This is a genomic window from Gammaproteobacteria bacterium (assembly GCA_035501935.1).
GTDB lineage: Bacteria > Pseudomonadota > Gammaproteobacteria > JAJPIJ01 > JAJPIJ01 > JAJPIJ01.
The window spans coordinates 1-18,493 of the sequence record DATJVC010000018.1 but is presented as its reverse complement, the minus strand read 5'-3'; the positions used below and the strand labels follow the sequence as shown (position 1 = coordinate 18,493).

Annotated in this window: 13 protein-coding genes; 11 read left to right on the top strand and 2 right to left on the bottom strand. The window is 63.1% G+C overall.

Annotated features, from left to right (window positions below):
* Positions 1-71 precede the first annotated feature (71 nt).
* Positions 72-1,433 (top strand): sodium:proton antiporter NhaD, encoded by a 1,362-nt coding sequence (nhaD, locus tag VMH34_04690; protein ID HTT08068.1) that lies wholly within the window; start codon positions 72-74, stop codon positions 1,431-1,433.
* On the opposite strand, the gene VMH34_04685 is transcribed toward nhaD, so the two are convergent.
* Positions 1,434-5,360, bottom strand: coding sequence for a YhdP family protein (locus tag VMH34_04685; GenBank protein ID HTT08067.1), 3,927 nt, complete (start codon positions 5,358-5,360; stop codon positions 1,434-1,436).
* Positions 5,361-5,362: 2 nt separating this feature from the next.
* Entirely contained in the window at positions 5,363-6,865 is a 1,503-nt protein-coding gene (gene rng / locus VMH34_04680; GenBank protein ID HTT08066.1) for a ribonuclease G, read from the bottom strand.
* Between the two features lie 210 nt (positions 6,866-7,075).
* Between rng and alaC the strand changes: the two genes are divergently transcribed.
* From alaC to VMH34_04630, 10 genes are all read left to right on the top strand, one after another.
* Positions 7,076-8,257: an alanine transaminase gene (gene alaC / locus VMH34_04675; GenBank protein HTT08065.1), complete on the top strand. Its 1,182-nt coding sequence runs from the start codon at positions 7,076-7,078 to the stop codon at positions 8,255-8,257.
* Between the two features lie 14 nt (positions 8,258-8,271).
* Entirely contained in the window at positions 8,272-9,582 is a 1,311-nt protein-coding gene (locus tag VMH34_04670; GenBank protein HTT08064.1) for a homoserine dehydrogenase, read from the top strand.
* 10 nt (positions 9,583-9,592) lie between these two features.
* Positions 9,593-10,672, top strand: coding sequence for a threonine synthase (gene thrC, locus VMH34_04665; GenBank protein ID HTT08063.1), 1,080 nt, complete (start codon positions 9,593-9,595; stop codon positions 10,670-10,672).
* Between the two features lie 9 nt (positions 10,673-10,681).
* A protein-coding gene (prfB, locus tag VMH34_04660; GenBank protein ID HTT08062.1) for a peptide chain release factor 2 occupies positions 10,682-11,780 on the top strand; the annotation gives its coding sequence in 2 pieces (ribosomal slippage) (positions 10,682-10,756 and positions 10,758-11,780; 1,098 coding nt in all).
* Positions 11,781-11,782: 2 nt separating this feature from the next.
* Positions 11,783-13,303: a lysine--tRNA ligase gene (gene lysS, locus VMH34_04655; GenBank protein ID HTT08061.1), complete on the top strand. Its 1,521-nt coding sequence runs from the start codon at positions 11,783-11,785 to the stop codon at positions 13,301-13,303.
* Positions 13,304-13,424: 121 nt separating this feature from the next.
* Positions 13,425-13,802: a hypothetical protein gene (locus tag VMH34_04650; protein ID HTT08060.1), complete on the top strand. Its 378-nt coding sequence runs from the start codon at positions 13,425-13,427 to the stop codon at positions 13,800-13,802.
* A 93-nt stretch (positions 13,803-13,895) separates the two neighbouring features.
* Positions 13,896-14,762, top strand: a complete 867-nt coding sequence (locus tag VMH34_04645; protein HTT08059.1) for a DUF692 domain-containing protein — start codon at positions 13,896-13,898, stop codon at positions 14,760-14,762.
* Entirely contained in the window at positions 14,755-15,522 is a 768-nt protein-coding gene (locus VMH34_04640) for a putative DNA-binding domain-containing protein (protein HTT08058.1), read from the top strand. The genes VMH34_04645 and VMH34_04640 overlap by 8 nt, the downstream gene beginning before the upstream one ends.
* A 68-nt stretch (positions 15,523-15,590) precedes the next feature.
* Positions 15,591-17,102, top strand: coding sequence for an FMN-binding glutamate synthase family protein (locus tag VMH34_04635; protein HTT08057.1), 1,512 nt, complete (start codon positions 15,591-15,593; stop codon positions 17,100-17,102).
* Positions 17,102-18,331 carry a cation:proton antiporter gene (locus VMH34_04630; protein HTT08056.1) on the top strand — a complete coding sequence of 410 codons (1,230 nt, stop codon included), beginning with the start codon at positions 17,102-17,104 and terminating at the stop codon, positions 18,329-18,331. The genes VMH34_04635 and VMH34_04630 overlap by 1 nt, the downstream gene beginning before the upstream one ends.
* The last annotated feature ends 162 nt before the right edge of the window (positions 18,332-18,493 follow it).

Here is an 18,493-nt window from a genome sequence, read left to right as displayed (position 1 = left end):
CGGAGCATCACTCCGCTAATATAAGCTCCACTTTCCAATGATATCATGCGATTGCCACAGCGGAGAAAGTCATGCACGACGCCATACCCATGCTGACGGGACACTGGGCCGCACTCACGGCGTTGATTTTATTCGTCGTTTCCTATGTGCTCGCGATTGCGGAGGAGGCGCTGCACCTGCGCAAATCCACGCCGGCGATGGTGGCGGCCGGCTGCGTCTGGGTGCTGGTGGCGCTGGCCTACCGGCAGACGGGCGAGAGCGCAGCGGCGGAGGAATTGTTCAAGCACAACCTGCTCGATTTCGCCGAGCTGTTTTTGTTCATCCTCGCGGCCATGACCTATATCAATACCATGCAGGAGGGCGGCATCTTCCAGGCCCTGCACGTCTGGCTGATCCGGCGGCGGTTCAGTCTGCGCGCCGTGTTCTGGATCACGGGCCTGCTCGCCTTCCTTATTTCACCGCTCGCTGACAACCTGACCACGGCGCTGTGCATGTCGGCGGTGGTGGTGACGGTGGCGCCGAGGCAATCCCGGTTCGTCGTTCCCGGTTGCATCAATGTGGTGGTCGCCGCCAATGCCGGCGGCGCCTTCAGCCCGTTCGGAGACATCACCACCTTGATGGTCTGGCAAAAGGGGGTCATCCCATTCGACGGATTTTTCGCGCTGTTTCTGCCGTCGCTCGTGAACTGGCTGGTGCCCGCCGCATTGATGTCGTTCGCCATTCCGAAAACGTTTCCCGAAAAGATGCGGGAGGAGATCAAATTGCGGCGCGAGGCGGTGATGGTGGTGCCGCTGTTTGTCCTGACCATCGTGCTCGCGGTGCTGGCGCAGCACCTGCTGCATTTGCCGCCGGTGCTGGGCATGATGACGGGCCTGGGGTTGCTCAAGGTCTACGCCTATTTTCTGCAGGTGAGATCCGTGGGATTGTTTTCGCCAATCAGATACCAGGGAGCGGCCGCCCATGGAGGAATCAACACCTACAAGATCATGGAGCAGACCGAATGGGACACACTCATGTTTTTTTACGGCATCCTGCTCTGCGTCGGTGGATTGGGTGCGTTCGGCTATCTGGCGCTCGCTTCGCAGGCATTGTACGTGCAACTGGGTCCGTCCATCGCCAACGTCGGCCTGGGCGTGCTGTCCGCCGTGATCGACAACATTCCGCTCATGTTCGCCGTGCTGACCATGCAACCCGGCATGTCGGAGGGGCAGTGGCTGCTGGTGACGCTGGCGACGGGCGTCGGCGGATCGTTGCTGTCGATCGGTTCGGCGGCGGGGGTGGCGGTGATGGGACAGGCGCGCGGTGTTTATACCTTCTCGGCGCACCTGCGCTGGAGCTGGGCGATCGCGCTCGGCTACGCCGCCGGCATCGCCGTCCATTTTATTCTCAACGCCGAATCGTTCCATCAAGGCGCGAGCGTTGTGCCGCAGTAATCAGCCCTTGTCAGAGTGCGTCCAGGCGCCGAATCCGCTGGTCTGTTCGACGGTGGGCCTCTCCCAGCTGCCGGTGATGGTGTATTGCTTGCTGAGCAGCGAGTCGATTTGCTCCGGCAATCCCTTGAACAATTTCTTGCCGACGAACAGGGCCGCGCCCACGCCGGCGCCGGCGGGACCGAGCAGGGCGCTGGCGACCGGGAAGGTGTCGGTCAATTGCGGGGTCACGATGGCGACTTGATCGTAATCCTTGTCGGCCAGTCCGGTGCGGCCGGTGATCAGTATGTGCGCGCTGGGGCTCTCCAGCATCAGGTTGTTGGTATAGGCGTTGCCCTGGTCCAGTTCAAACGTGCCATTGATTTGATCGAACCCCATGCCGGATCGGAAGAGATCGTTGAAGTCCAGCAGCAGGCGGCGCGGCAGGGTTTGCAGGCTGAGCAGGCCGAACAGGCGCCCGGTGGTGGCGGGGTTGATGTCCAGAAAACGGCCTTCCTTCACGCTCAAGGTAAGGGACCCGTTCAACTTCTCCAGAGTGAAGGCCGCCGGCGAGCCGCCCCAGGTGGCGTTGATATCGATGTGGGTCTTGCCTTTCTCCACGTTGGTGACGTCATAGCCGAACATGGTCATCAGTTTGGCGAGTTCGTGGGCGTCGACCTGGATGTGCAGTTGGGAGGTTTGCACGTCCTGCGTGTCGCGCCAGTCGCCGTCGGCGATGATGTGTGCGGCCGGTGAATCAAACACCATCGTTTCCAGATGCAGACCATCGGCGGTGGCGCGGGTGTGCAGTTCGGCGTGGCCGAGATTGATGGATTCGAAGCGCAGATCCTCGCAGCGTGCGGTGACGGCGGGAATGTGCGCGGGATGGATGGTCATGCTGGTGGAGGTCTCGGCGCCACGCGGCGGCACATGCAGGCGCTTCAACGTCACCGTTGCCGTGCCGGTGGTCATATTATATGGAAAGGCGGCATCGCCCTCGACCTGCTCCCCGCGCAAGGTGAAGAGCCACTGATTGGCGCCGCTGCCGCCCTCCAGGTGCAGTTGATCGAACCAGCGGCCCAGCACTTCGACGTGATCGGCATCCACGTCCACGACGACAGGCAGCGGCGGCGCGCTTGAGGTGACGGCCGCGCCGTCCGGCTGTCCGCCGTGCAGCCAGTCCATCCACTGGCTCAGCGCCAGCGTATCGATCTGCCCGCCGATCCATATTCCACCGCCATCGGCTGGCGGTGTCACGTCGCGCCCGCCCAGCTGCATGCGCAATTGCTTCAGCACCGGCGGGGCGGAGGGCTTGTTTTCCAGCGTGAGTTCGCCGCGCACGCGATCCGCCAGGGTGAAATGCGCGGTGCGTTCCACCGGCGCGGCCAGATCCACCTGCACGGAGAGCGGCAGGGCAACGTCCGCCTCCTTGCCCAGCGGCGGGGGCAGATGCAGGGCCATGCCTTGCAGGGAGGATTTGAATTCGAGGGTGTGGGCGGTGTAAATCTGATCCTGGCCGCTCAAGGCGAGATGGAGCGTCCAATCCGTGCCGCCCTCCATGCGGTCGAACAGCCCATAATCTTCAAACCAGCGTGCCAGTTCGGGGACGCGCTGCTGCGCGCGTTCCCGGAAGAAGTCTTTGTCCGCCCTGCCCGACAAATCGAAAGTCGCGGTCAACCGGCCATTGTCGACATCGCCGCTGGCCGACACCTGCACGGGCTGATCGAGATATTTTCCGCTCAGGTTGGAAGTGCTGAAATGGTCATGGGTGAAGGCGATGATGCCCTGTGCGCCGGTGATTTCCCCATTCAGCGCGGGCGCCCCCAGCGTGGCCTTGTCCAGGTGCAACTGCCCCTGGAATTCCACCTCCTTCGCCTCATGCAGCGGGATCTGCAATTGCAGTTCCAGCGCCAGGTTGCCGGTCAGGGAGAGGGATTGCAGGTCCTTGTTCACCCGCGACTGGAGCGGGCTGTGCATGAGGTAATCGCGGCCCTGATCCGCGCTGGCTTTCAGCATGCCGGCCACCATGACTTCCGGCCGTTCGGCGTCGAGGTCGTCGATATGCGCCTCGGTCGGCTGCATGGCGACGTTCAGCATCCTGCCCGACTGCAACTGCACGCTCAGCGAGCGCCCGGAGAACAGGATGTCCGCGGTGGCCTGTTCGATCTCCGGCCAGGATTCCGAGTAGCGCAGGTGGCCGTCGATCACATGGAGCTGGGCCTGGAAGATGCCGTCGTGCTCATCGTAGGGAAACCGATCCAGGGCGCCGCGCCACACCACCAGCCCCTCGCTGATTCTGCCGCCGCGCAGCGCGCGCTGGAACCAGGTTCTGACACCGGTGGACAACGTGCCGGGCAGATAATCGCAGACACGGTCAACCGGGCCGCCGGCGATCCCGGCGCGCACGTTGAGCATCGGGGAATGGCCCGGCGACCAGGTGACATCGCCGGAGAGTGACGCGACGAATGCCGCAACGGCAAGATTCAGTCCGTCGCTCTGGAAATGCCATTCGCCGTCCTCAAGCCGCCAGCGCACCTCGCCGCGCAATTGCTGCAATGAGAGTGGCTGCGCGTATTGTTTCTGCGGCGCATGCAGCACCAGGTGTCTGCTGTCCAGGTTCAGCACGCCTTCCTCGGCGTTCATGGTCAGCCTGCCTGCCAGCGATTCGGCCCCGAAGGGCGCGGCGGGATTGGTCGTGCCAAGCGCCGAGAATCCGGTTTGCAGGCTGAAGCGCCCGCTGCCCGTGCGCTGGGGGAAATAGCCGAGGGTGAGATCACGCAGGTCGGCGGCAGGTTGAAATTGTTTGAGTACATCACGCAGGGCTTCGGGCAGCGCGTTCAGATCGGCGATGGTCGGCAGCAGATCATGCAGGCGCAGAAAAGAGGTCTTGAGTATGATCGCCGGCGTTTCCTGTCCGGCGACGGTGATCAAACGCAGACCGACGCCGGTCTCGGGCCAGGCGCCGTTTGACGTCGCCAGGTTGAGCTTGGAGAGGGCGATGACCCATTCCTCGTCGCTCTGGCGACTGGCCAGCAGCCGGCCCGCCGCCCGCCGCACCTGCAGCTGGTTCGCCGCCGTCCCCACGCCGGCATCGGTCAGGTCGAAGCGGCCGTCCACGTCGGTGAGGCGCGCCTTTTTCCAGTCGCTCCACATTTCGAAATCAAGTTCGCCACCGTGCATCTCCAGCCCCAGCCAGCGGCGGTATTCCAGCAGGAATGAAGGTTCAAGGTGTTTGGCCTCAAGATACAGGCGCCCGGACCAGGCGGTGGTCAGCAGATCACCCTCGGCGTCGAGCAGAAAGCGAAACCGCGCCGCAGGCTGATCCGGCAATCGCGCCGTGCCCTCCAGTTGCCGGCGCTGGCCATCGCTGCGGATTTTCAACGTGACATTGGCGAACACCACCGGCTTCAACAGCGCGCGCTGATCCTGCCAGGTGATCGCGGCCGACTCGATGGTGAGCCGGTGCTGGGTTTGCAGCCAGTAGGCCAGCGCATTCTGTTGCAGAGAGGAAGTGCCGGCGCGTTGCGGGGAAATCCCCTCGATATGGATGCTGTCATCCTCGCCGCGGCTCAACGAGAGGTGCAGGCCGCTGACCGTCAGGTGGCCCGGTATGAATTCCTTGCGCTGGATGGATTTCAGCACATCCACCGTCAGGCGCGCCTTCTCAAAGCGTGTGAGGATGTGCTCGCGCGCCTCGTCCATCACCCGGACATTGGTGAGTTCGACGACCGGCACCCACCGGTGCCAGTCCACGCGGATGTGATCGAAGTCCACGGGCTGGCGCACCTGCTGGCCCAGCCACTCCGCGGCCTCATGGCGATGAGAGTCGAGATCGTTCAGCCACAGGCGCGCCACGCTGACGGCAACGGCCAGCGCCAGTGTGAGCGTGGCGAATGTCAGCCACAGCACATGCAGGCTGTGCAACAGAACCCGTTTGCAGACGCCAATCATGCTTATAGCAGGACCACGTCGAACTGTTCCGGGTTGTACAGCGGTTCGGCCTGGAACCTGATTGGCCGCTTGATGAAGGCCTCGAGTTCAGCAACGCTGGCGGACTCCTCGTCGAGCAGCCGATCGACCACGTTACGGGCGGCAACCACGAGCAGCTGGCTGGCATCGAACTGGCGCGCCTCGCGCATGACCTCGCGGAAAATTTCATAGCAAACGGTTTCGACGGTCTTGATCGAACCGCGGCCATGGCAGGTGGGGCAGGCTTCGCACAGCACGTGTTCGAGACTTTCGCGCGTGCGTTTGCGGGTGATCTGCACCAGGCCGAGCGAGGTGACTTCGCTGACGGTGATCTTGGCATGGTCGCGCTCCAGGCTGCGTTCCAGTGCGCGCAGCACCTGGCGCTGGTGATCGGAGTCCTTCATGTCGATGAAATCGACGATGATGATGCCGCCAAGATTGCGCAGGCGGAGCTGGCGGGCAATGGCATGGGAGGCCTCCAGATTGGTCTTGAAGATGGTTTCTTCGAGGTTGCGATGGCCGACGAAGGCGCCGGTGTTCACGTCGATGGTGGTCATCGCCTCGGTTTGATCGATGATGAGGTGGCCGCCGGATTTCAGCTCCACCTTGCGATCCAGCGCCTTCTGGATCTCCTCTTCAATGGAATAAAACTCGAAGATGGGGCGTTCGCCGGGATAGTGTTCGATGCGTGGCACCAGATCGGGGACGAACTGCTGGGCGAATTCCACCAGCCTGGCGAAATTCTCGCGCGAGTCGATGCACAGGGTTCGAATCTGCAATCCCGCCAGATCGCGAAGCACGCGCAGCATGAGCGGCAGGTCCTCGTAGATGACCGTCGGCGCCTCCGACTGCTCGATGCGTTGCTGGATGGAGCACCACAGCCGTTGCAGGAACTCGCCGTCCTTGATCAATTTGTCCTCGCCCACCCCTTCCGCGGCCGTGCGCGCGATATACCCTCCGCAGTTGGAATTGTCCGCGGAGGCGCTCAACGAACCTCCCGCCGCCGTGCGCAGGGCCAGTTCCCGGCGCTGCAGGATTTCGCGCAAGCGGTTGCGTTCCTCTTCGCTGCCGATGCGTTGGGAAATGCCGATGGCGTGATAGTTCGGCATGAACACCAGGTACCGTGAGGGGATGCTGATCTGGGTGGTCAGCCGTGCGCCCTTGCTGCCGATCGGATCCTTGATGACCTGTACGAGCAGGCTCTGGCCCTCTTTCAATATTTGTTCGATGGTGACTTCCTCGCCGCCATCGTCGGCGTCATTGCCGGTGATGTCGGAGATATGCAGGAAGGCGGTGCGTGCGAGGCCGACGTCGATGAATGCGGCGCCCATGCCGGGCAGCACCCGCGACACCCGGCCGAGATAGAGATTGCCGACCCAGCCCCGGCGCTGCGCGCGTTCGATGAACACCTCCTGCAGCGCGCCGTTTTCCACCAGCGCAACGCGGGTCTCCTGCGGTGTGACGTTGATGAGTATCTCTTCAGTCATGGGTCGGGAACGATGCTGGCGCGGTGACCGGTGCCGCGCACAGCGCGACACCGGCATGTGCCGGATATTCTAATACATCCATGGGTTTGTCCCCCGAAGTTTGACACAAGTTGCCATCGCCGGTAACTTTCCACACTTTTGTGGTGGTCGATGACGGCGCCGGCGCAGGATCGGCATAATGTCCCCCATCATGGGTGCAAACAGGCGATCATGAAGGCGCAATTCCAGAGAATAGACCGGCTCCCGCCCTACGTGTTCAACACGGTCGGCGAGCTCAAAATGGCGGCACGCCGGCGCGGCGAGGACATCATCGACTTCGGCATGGGCAATCCCGATCAACCCACGCCCAAACACATCGTCGACAAACTCATCGAGGTCGCCCAGCGACCCGACACCCATCGTTATTCGGTGTCCAAGGGCATCCCGCGTCTGCGCAAGGCCATCTGCGACTGGTACCGGCGCCGTTACAACGTAACGCTCGATCCGGAGAGCGAGGCCATCGTCACCATCGGATCGAAGGAGGGGCTGGCGCATCTGGCCATGGCCATCGTCGATCGCGGCGACGCCGTGCTGGTGCCGAATCCGGCCTATCCGATCCATCCCTATGGTTTCGTCATTGCCGGCGCCGACATCCGCCACGTGCCCTGCGGACCGGGCATCGATTTCTTCGCCGAACTGGAGAAGGCCATCCGCGATTCCTGGCCCAAACCCAAGGTGCTGTTGCTGAACTACCCGAGCAACCCGACCACGGAATGCGTGGAGCTGCCGTTCTTCGAGAAGATCATCGCCATCGCCCGCGAGCACGACATCTGGGTGGTGCAGGATCTGGCCTACGCCGATCTGGTCTTCGACGGCTATACGGCGCCGTCGATCCTGCAGGTGCCCGGCGCCAAGGACATCGCGGTCGAATTTTTCACGCTGTCGAAGAGCTACAACATGCCCGGCTGGCGCATCGGCTTCATGGTCGGCAATCCGGTGCTGGTCAAGGCGCTGGCGCGCATGAAGTCCTACCTCGATTACGGCATGTTCACGCCGGTGCAGGTGGCGGGCATCGCCGCCCTTGAAGGTCCGCAGCAGTGCGTGGCGGAGATCCGCGACATGTACCGCCGCCGGCGCGACGTGCTGTGCGAGGGGCTGAATGCCGCCGGCTGGAAGGTGGAGAAACCGCGCGGCACCATGTTCGTGTGGGCGCCCATCCCCGAGCCGTACAAGACACAGGGCTCCCTTGAATTCACCAAGAAGCTGATCACCGAGGCCAGGGTGGCGGTGTCGCCCGGCATCGGTTTCGGCGAATATGGCGACGGCCACGTGCGCTTCGGTTTGATCGAGAACGAACACCGCACCCGCCAGGCGGTGCGCGGCATCAAGGACATGCTGCGCAAGGCCACATAATAGGGCACATAATCATGAAACCGGTTCGCGTGGGGTTGCTTGGCATCGGCACGGTGGGCGGCGGCACCTTCCAGGTGCTCTCGCGCAACCGCGAGGAGATAACGCGCCGCGCCGGACGGCCCATAGAGATTGTCACGGTTGCCGACAAGGACCTCGTGCGCGCCCGCGAAGTCACCGGCGGCAAGATCATGATCACGGATGACGCCTTTGCCGTCGTCAATGATCCGGACATCGACGTTATTGTTGAACTGATCGGCGGCTGCACCATCGCCAGGGACCTGGTGCTGAAGGCGTTGCAAAACGGCAAGCACGTGGTGACCGCCAACAAGGCATTGCTCGCCACCCACGGCAACGCCATTTTCGCCGCCGCCCGCACGCGCGGCGTGATGGTGGGTTTCGAGGCGGCGGTGGCGGGCGGCATCCCCATCATCAAGGTCATGCGCGAATCGCTGACCGCCAACCGCATCGAATGGCTGGCCGGCATCATCAACGGCACCTGCAATTTCATACTGACGGAGATGCGCAACCACGGCCGCGAGTTCAAGGCGGCGCTTGCCGATGCCCAGAAGCGCGGCTATGCCGAGGCCGATCCGACCTTCGACATCGAGGGCGTCGATGCCGCCCACAAGCTCACCATCCTGGCCTCGCTGGCCTTCGGCATTCCGCTGCAGTTCGACAAGGTGCACGTCGAGGGGATCACGAATGTCGCCAGTGAGGACGTGGCCTACGCCGGAATGCTGGGCTACCGCGTCAAGCTGCTCGGCATTGCGCGGCGCACGGCCGAGGGCATCGAGATGCGCGTGCACCCGGCGTTGATCCCGGAGACCCGGCTCATCGCCAATGTCGACGGCGTCATGAACGCCGTGCTGGTGCGCGGCGACGCCGTCGGGCCGCTGCTGTTCTACGGCGCCGGCGCCGGCGCCCAGCCGACCGCCTCGTCCGTGGTCGCGGACCTGGTGGATGTGGCGCGATCGATGAGCGCGCGGCCCGAGCACCGCGTGCCGCACCTGGCCTTCCAGCCGGACGCCGTGGCGGAGGTGCCCATACTGGCAATGGACCAGATCGAGAGCGCCTATTACCTGCGCATCACCGCGCTGGATCGCCCCGGCGTGCTGGCCGACATCTCCCGCATACTCGCTGACCGCAACATCAGCATCGAGGCCATCCAGCAGCCGGAACCCGTCGAGGGTCAGCGCCACGTGCCGGTGATCATCCTCACCCAGCGCGTCATCGAGCATTCCATCAACGAGGCCATCAAGCACATGGAATCGCTGCAGTCCGTGCAGGGGCACATCGTCCGGCTGCGCGTCGAAACACTCGCATAAATTGAAGATTATGGATTCCAGAACTCGTTACACCGGCCTTATTGAACGTTACCGCGCCCGCCTGCCGGTGGGCGACGACACGCGCATCATCAGCCTGGGCGAGGGAAATACGCCGCTTATCCGCCTCGGCAACATTCCGCGCTCGCTGAAGCTGGATGCCGACATCCATGTGAAATACGAGGGGCTCAATCCCTCCGGCTCGTTCAAGGACCGCGGCATGACCATGGCCGTGACCAAGGCGGTGGAGGAGGGCGCGCGCGCCATCATCTGCGCCTCGACCGGCAACACCTCGGCCTCCGCCGCCGCCTACGCCGCGCGCGCGGGCATTATCGCTTTCGTGCTGATCCCGGAGGGCAAGATCGCGATGGGCAAACTGGCCCAGGCGATGATGCACGGCTCGGTGGTCATGCAGATCAAGGGCAACTTCGACGCCGGCATGGAACTGGTCAAACAGGTGGCGCAACAGGCGCCGGTGACCATCGTGAATTCAATCAATCCGTTCCGGTTGCAGGGCCAGAAGACGGCGGCCTTCGAGATCATCGAGGCACTGGGGCGCGCGCCGGATTTCCACTGCCTGCCGGTCGGCAACGCCGGCAACATCACCGCGCACTGGATGGGTTACCGGGAATATTTCGATCAAGGCATCGTCAAGGGCCGCCCGCGCATGTGTGGTTACCAGGCCAGCGGGGCGGCGCCGTTCCTGCGCGGCCACATGGTGGACAATCCGGAGACGGTGGCCACCGCCATCCGCATCGGCCATCCGCAGAGCTGGACGCAGGCCTGGCAGGTGCAGAAGGAATCCGAAGGCTGGTTCGACGAATGCACGGACGAGGAGATCCTCGCCGCACAGAAGCTGCTGGCCGTGCGCGAGGGCGTATTTTGCGAGCCGGCCTCGGCGGCGTCGCTGGCCGGGGCGCTCCGCGACATCCAGCGCGGCAAGATCCCGGCCGGCAGCACCGTGGTCTGCACCCTGACCGGGCATGGGCTCAAGGACCCGGACATCGCCATCAAGCAGAGCGCCGGCGCCGTCCGCCAGATCGAGGCGCAACTGGATCACGTCAAACGAGCCATCCTGGAGCGTCTCAAGTAAGATCGGGCCATGATAGAGACCGGTGCCACACTGAATCAGATCAAGTCCATGCGCGAACGCCTCGGCGATCTGCGGAGGTATCTTTGACTACGACGTGAAGTGCGAGCGTCTGGCGGAGGTCAGGCGCGAGCTGGAGAACCCGGCCATCTGGAATCAGCCCGAACGCGCGCAATCGCTGGGCAAGGAACGCGCGACCTTGGAACAGACCATCGAGGGCGTACGGACGATAGACCGCGGTCTGGAGGAGGCCGCGGAACTGGTGGACATGGCCGTCCAGGAGCAGGACGAAGCCACCTTCGCCACGGTTGGATCAGACCTGAAAAACATCGAGGCCAGGCTGGCGCTGCTTGAATTCAACCGCATGTTCAGCGGTGAAATGGACGCCCATAATGCCTTTCTCGACATCCAGTCGGGTTCCGGCGGCACCGAGGCGCAGGACTGGGCCGAGATGCTGCTGCGCATGTATCTCAAGTGGGGCGACCGGCATGGGTTCAAGACCGAATTGCTGGAGGTATCCGGGGGCGAAGTCGCCGGCATCAAGAGCGCCTCGGTGCGATTCGAGGGCGATCACGCCTACGGCTGGCTGCGCACGGAGACGGGCGTGCACCGGCTGGTGCGCAAGTCGCCTTTTGACTCCGGCAACCGGCGCCATACCTCCTTCGCCGCGGTGTTCGTGTCGCCCGAGGTCGACGAGGACATCAATATCGAGGTCAATCCCGCCGATCTCAAGGTGGACACCTACCGTTCCAGCGGCGCCGGCGGCCAGCATGTCAACAAGACCGATTCGGCGATCCGTATCACCCACCTTCCCACCGGTGTTATCGTGGCCTGCCAGAGCGAGCGTTCGCAGCACAAGAACCGGTCGCAGGCGATGAAGATGCTGAAGGCCAAGCTGTATGAACTGGAAATGCAGAAGCGCAACGCCGAGAAGCAGGCCATCGAGGACAGCAAGACCGACATCGGCTGGGGCCACCAGATCCGTTCCTACGTTCTCGATCAGTCGCGCATCAAGGACCTGCGCACCAACGTTGAGATCGGCAACACGCAGGCGGTGCTGGACGGCGATCTGGACAGGTTCATCGAGGCGAGTCTGAAAAGCGGGTTGTAAGCATGAGCGAGCAGAACGATAACAAACAGCAGGGGCGGGACAAACCGGTGGACGAACACCGGCTGATCGAGGAACGCCGCGCCAAGCTCAAGGCCCTGCGCGAGCGGGGTGTGGCCTTCCCCAATGATTTCCGCCGCAACGTCATGATTGGCGAACTGCTCGCCGAGTACGGCAACAAGGACGCCACCGCGCTGGAGACGAATCCGGTGCGCGTGCGCCTCGCCGGGCGCATGATGACCCGCCGCGTCATGGGCAAGGCCAGCTTCTGTCACGTGCAGGACATGTCCGGCCGCATGCAGCTCTATCTTGCCCGCGACGCCGTCGGCGAGGAGCGTTACGCCGAATTCAAGCAATGGGACCTCGGCGACATCCTCGGCGCCGAGGGCGCGTTGTTCCGCACCAAGACCGGCGAGCTGTCCGTGCACGTGGACGGCATCCGGCTGCTGACCAAGGCGCTGCGGCCGCTGCCGGACAAATGGCACGGCCTGGCCGATACCGAGACGCGCTACCGGCAGCGTTATCTCGATTTGATCATGAGTGAGGTGACGCGCAAAACCTTCCATATCCGCTCGGAGGTCATCACCCACCTTCGCCAGTTTTTAATTTCTCGTGGTTTCCTTGAAGTGGAGACGCCGATGATGCAGGCCATTCCCGGCGGCGCCACGGCGCGACCGTTCAAGACCCACCACAACACGCTGGAAATGGACCTGTTCCTGCGCGTCGCGCCGGAGTTGTATCTCAAGCGGCTGGTGGTGGGCGGTTTCGAGAAGGTGTTCGAGATCAATCGCAACTTCCGTAACGAGGGGCTGTCCACGCGTCACAATCCCGAGTTCACCATGCTCGAGTTCTACGAGGCCTACGCCGATTATCATGACCTGATGAATCTGACGGAAACCATGCTGCGAAGCCTGTTGCAGACGGTGCTGAAAACGACAACACTTCTATATCAGGGCAGGACCTACGATTTCAGCCAGCCTTTCGCCCGCCACACGATGAAGGAATCCATCCTGCGCTTCAATCCTGATCTACGGCCCGCTGACGTCGAATCCCTGGAAGCCATCCGGCCGGTTGCGGAGCGGCTGGGCATCATCGTCAAATCTTCCCATGGTCTCGGCAAGTTGCAGACGGAGATTTTCGAGAAGACGGTGGAGGCGAAACTGGAGTCGCCGACATTCATCACCTCCTACCCGGCGGAGACCTCGCCGCTGGCGCGCCGCAATGATCATGATCCCTTCATCACCGATCGCTTCGAATTTTTTGTCGCCGGTCGCGAGATTGCCAACGGCTTCTCGGAACTGAACGACGCCGAGGATCAACGCGAGCGGTTTGAAAAGCAACTGCGGGAAAAAGAGGCGGGCGACGAGGAGGCCATGCATTTCGACGCCGATTACATCGAGGCCCTGGAACATGGCATGCCACCGACGGCCGGCGAGGGCATCGGCATCGACCGGCTGGTGATGTTGCTGACCGACAGCCCGTCGATACGCGACGTCCTGCTGTTCCCGCACATGCGGCCAAGGTGAGGCGGCATCGGCGTTACATTGCCGGCGGCGGCAACATCGAACGGACAGGCAGGGGAACCCGGATTCGTTTTCATCGGTCTGAAACAGACATCGCGACACATCTCATTCAAGGAGAATCAACATGCGCAGCAAGTCGGGCAGAATCAAACCACTGACCATTGCCATCGGCGCGGCGTTCAGCGTCAATCTCATGCCGGTGGCGGCCGTGGCGGCGGATAATCCCTTCGAGTACAGCCAGCTGGCGTCCGGATATCTCGTCGCCGATCATGAAGGCGGTGGCAGTTCCGAGGGCAAGTGCGGCCAGGGGAAGTGCGGCGTGGCAAGGATGGATACCGACGGCGACGGCAAGGTCTCCAAGGACGAGTTCATGAAGACGCACAAGGATGAATCCAAATTTGCCGCCCTGGACACCAACCACGACGGTTTTCTGGACGCCGACGAAATAAAGAAGATGAAGGAAGGCAAGTGCGGCGAGGGGAAGTGCGGCGTTCACAAGTAGGCGCCACGGGAAATTATCCTTTTTCCCCGTTGCGGCGCGCCCGCCGGACCGCCGGGTTTGACCCCGGTGCGCGCCGGGGCTATGTTTGTCAATATGCCGGTCAAATCCATTAAATCCAGCCTGACGGGCGCGGGCCTGGGCCTGCGGCGTTCCTTTTTGGGCGAGATTCTGGAGGCCGCCCCCGCGCCGGTCGCGTTCTGGGAGGTGGCGCCGGAGAACTGGATCGACGTCGGCGGCCGCGCCGGTGAGCGTTTCCGCGCCGCCACTAGCCGGCTGCCGCTGGCCTGCCACGGGTTGTGTCTGAATCTGGGCGGCCCCGCGCCGCTGGACGAGGACTACCTGCGCCACAAGGTCAAGCCGTTTCTGGACCGGCACCGGGTGCGTTATTACGGCGACCACCTGAGCTACAGCGCGGACGACGGACACATCTACGACCTCATGCCCATCCCGTTCACCGAGGAGGCGGTGCACTACGTGGCCGGCCGCATCCGCCGCGCGCAGGACATCCTCGAACGCCGCATCACGGTCGAGAATCCCTCCTACTACTGCGCGCCGGGCAAGGAGATGGAGGAGATCGATTTCATCAATGCCGTGCTCAAGGAGGCGGATTGCCTGTTTTTAATCGACATCAACAACATCTACGTCAACAGCGTCAATCACGGTTATGACCCCGTGGATTTCCTGGGCCGGCTGCCGGGCGAACGCATCGCCTATGCCCACATCGCCGGCCATTACCGCGAGCAGCCGAATTTGATCGTGGACACCCACGGCGCCGAGGTGATCGATCCGGTATGGGAACTCCTCGACAGGGCCTATGGCCGCTTCGGCGTTTTTCCGACGATGGTCGAGCGTGATTTCAACATCCCGCCGCTGCCCGATCTGGTGAAGGAGGTCGCGCGCATCGCCGGACTTCAGGCCAAACATCAGTCCGTGCCGCAACGCGCGCTCGCCCATGCCTGAGCGGCCGCGTTTCCAGCAGGTGCAGTACGCCTTCACGGCGCATGTCCGCGATCCTGAAGGAACGCCGGCGCCCGCCGACGTCGCCGGGCCGGGGATGGCGCTCTATTGCGATCTGGCGTTCACCAACATCAAGACATTCATCGCCGATAATTTCCCCGTGGTGCGCAAGGTCATGGAGGACAGCGCGTGGGAGCGGATGGCCCGGGACTATTTCATCCGCCATGTGAACCATACGCCGCTGTTTTCGCAGCTCGGCAACGAGTTCCTGGAATATCTGGAAAAGGAGCGCGACGGCGCAGGGGATCCGCCGTTCCTGCTGGAACTGGCGCACTACGAGTGGATGGAGTCGGCCCTGCGCATCGATACGCATGAGATTTCCTACGCCGGCGTGGATCGCGGGGGAGATTTGCTGGCTGGCCGGCCGGTGTTGAGCCCGCTGGCCTGGCCGCTCGCTTACGCATTTCCCGTGCACCGCATCAGTCCCGATTTCAAGCCGCGGGCGGCGCCGGCGCAACCCACCTATCTGGTCATTCATCGCAACGATCACGGCGAAGTCGGCTTCATGGAGCTGAATCCCGTGTCGGCGCGGCTGCTGGAGTTGATCGGTAGCGAGGACGCACAAAGCGGTGAGGCCATGCTGCGGCAGATCGCAGGCGAGCTAAAGCATCCCGATCCCAGGGTGGTGGTGGAGGGTGGCCATGCCATGATGAAGGAGTGGCTGGCAAAACAGGTATTGCTGGGCGTGCGCAGCGGCATTTGAGCATATCCGCCCGCGCCACACGGGCTTGCGGCATGCTCAAACTCATGCAGTTCGTATGAGAGGCGGACATGTTCAACGGAGTTGATCGTTTTCTGGTAGCGACGCTGGAAGTGGTCGTCGCGTTGTTTCTGCTGATCTTCGTCGTTGGCGTGATTATGGTGGCGGTGATGTATGTGTTGGACGTGACGCAGACACGCCATGCCATCCGCCGCAATTATCCCGTCATCGGCAGGTTCCGTTACTTCTTCGAATATCTGGGCGACTTCTTCCGGCAGTATTTCTTCGCCATGGATCGCGAAGAGCTGCCGTTCAACCGCGCCCAGCGGTCATGGGCCTATCGCGCGGCGAAGAACGTCGATACCACCGTGCCCTTCGGGTCCACCCGCGATTTGCGCGCGCCCGGCACCGTCATCTTCGTCAACTGTCCGTTCCCGACGCTGGAGACCGACGCGGTCGAGGCCGAACCGATGTTGATCGGTTATTGCCGCACGCCCTATCTCGCCAAATCGTTCTTCAACATCTCGGCCATGAGCTTCGGCGCCATCTCCAAGCCCGCCGTCCTCGCACTCTCCAACGGGGCGCGCATGGCCGGTATCTGGCTCAACACGGGCGAGGGCGGGCTGTCGCCATATCACCTGGCGGGCGGCTGTGATCTGGTCTTCCAGATGGGCACCGCGAAGTATGGTGTGCGCGATCTCGCCGGCAATCTCGATGACGGCAAATTGCGCGCGTTGGCGGCACACCCGCAGATGCGCATGATCGAAATCAAACTGAGCCAGGGGGCGAAACCCGGCAAGGGCGGCATCCTGCCGGGCGCCAAGGTCACGGAGGAGATCGCGCGGATCCGGGGCATTCCGGCGGGCCATGATTCGATCAGTCCCAACCGGCACACGGACATGAACAACAACGGCGAACTGCTGGACATGATCGCCCACATCCGCGACGTCACCGGCAAGCCGGTCGGCTTCAAGGCGGTGGTGAGCGACGCATCGTGGCTGGACAGCCTGTTCGCCGAGGTGCAGAAACGCGGCCCGGAAAGCGCGCCGGATTTCATCACCGTGGACAGCGCCGAGGGCGGCACCGGCGCGGCGCCACAGCCGCTGATTGACGACGTGGGGCTGCCGCTGCGGGAAAGCCTGCCGCTGCTGGTGGACAAGCTCATGGAATACGGTCTGCGCGAACGCGTGCGCGTCATCGCCTCGGGCAAGCTGGTGACGCCGGCGGACGTGGCCTGGGCCTTGTGCGTCGGCGCCGACTTCATCAACACCGCGCGCGGCTTCATGTTCGCGCTGGGCTGCATCCAGGCCCTGCAATGCAACAAGAACACCTGTCCGACCGGCATCACCACGCACAATGAAAAACTGCAGCGCGGACTGGTGCCATCGGACAAGGCGGAGCGGGTGATGTACTACGCAAAAAACATGCGGCGCGAGGTGGGCATGATCGCCCATTCCTGCGGCGCGCGCGAACCGCGGCAACTGCGGCGGCGTCACGCGCGCATCGTCATGGCCAATGGACTGTCGGTGGCGCTGGATGAACTTTACCCGGAGGTAAGGTCGCGGCGGCCGATGGCGGCGTAATGTTGCTCACGACGCCGCAGCAGGTCCTGATGTTCGTGGGACTGCTGTTGATTGCGGCGCTGGTCGAGCCGCTGGCCCGTTTCATCCGCCTGCCGGCCAACGCCGTGCTGGTGCTGATCGGCTGGGCCGGCTCCAATCTGCTGGTCATGCAGGGGATCGACACCGGCCTGCGCTGGGACAATTTCCGTGACATCATCTTCTTCGTCTTCATTCCCGCGCTGGTGTTTGAATCCAGCTTCAAGATCGATCTCCGGCGCCTGTGGCGGGATCTGGGCACGATACTCATCCTGGCCATGCCGGCCATGCTGCTCACGGCGTTCATCGCCGCCGCCCTGATTTACCGGGGCATCGACGAGGCCGGCGGCTACCCTTGGATCGCCGCGCTGATCACCGGCGCCCTGCTGGCCTCGACGGATCCCGGCGCATTGGTGCAGGCCCTGCGGCAGCGCCACGGCGCGGAGCGCCTGGAGCTCATCTTCGACGGCGAAAGCATGCTGAACGACGCGCTGGCCATCGTGTTTTTCGGACTGCTGATTGCGCTGGCCACGAAGCAATATGACATGGTGAACACGGGGCTGGTGCTGCGCCAGTTCGGCGTGATTTTCTTCGGCGGGATTGGCGTCGGCGCCGTGGCCGGCGTGGTGATGTCGGCGATGATGCGCTGGCTGCCCAACGCCATCGCCCATGGTCTCATCACCGTGGCGGCCGGGTATCTGTGCTACGTCTTCACCGATGGCATCCTCGGCTGGTCGGGCGTCATGGCCGTGCTGGTCTGCGGCGGGGTGTTGTCCGAATATCACAGGCGGCACTTCAGCGCTGAACTGCGGCGGTTCCTGCACGAACTGTGGGATTTCATCGGCTACATCGCCAACAGCATGATCATGCTGCTGGCCGGCGTCACCGTCACCGGCGTCATGTTCCAGGAGCAGTGGCAGTCGATGCTGATCGGCATCGCCGCGGTCATCACGGCGCGCGTCGTGTCGGTGCAGTTGAATCTGCGGCTGTTCGATCTGTTCCGCCGCGGCCAGCGGCTGGATCGCAGCGAGCGGCGGATGATCGCCTGGGGTGGCGTGCGCGGCCCGGTCACGCTGGCGCTGGCCTTGTCGCTGCCGCTGGAGCTGGACTACTGGTTCACCATCCAGTGCATCGCCTATGGTGTGGTGTTGTTCGATCTGTTCGTGCAGATGCCCGTCCTGCTCTCTGCCCTCAAGCAGCGTTCTCTCCGTTGAGGATACTTAATCTAATAAAGGGTAGCGTCCCCTTTATTGCTCGTTATTTTTGGGCAAGTGTCGCTCAACAACCGGCGGTTAGCTGCCGGCGAACAACCAGCGCGCTTGCTGAATAACGGCAACTGTACAAAAGGCAAGGCCATAGATGAGCGTCCGGTACTT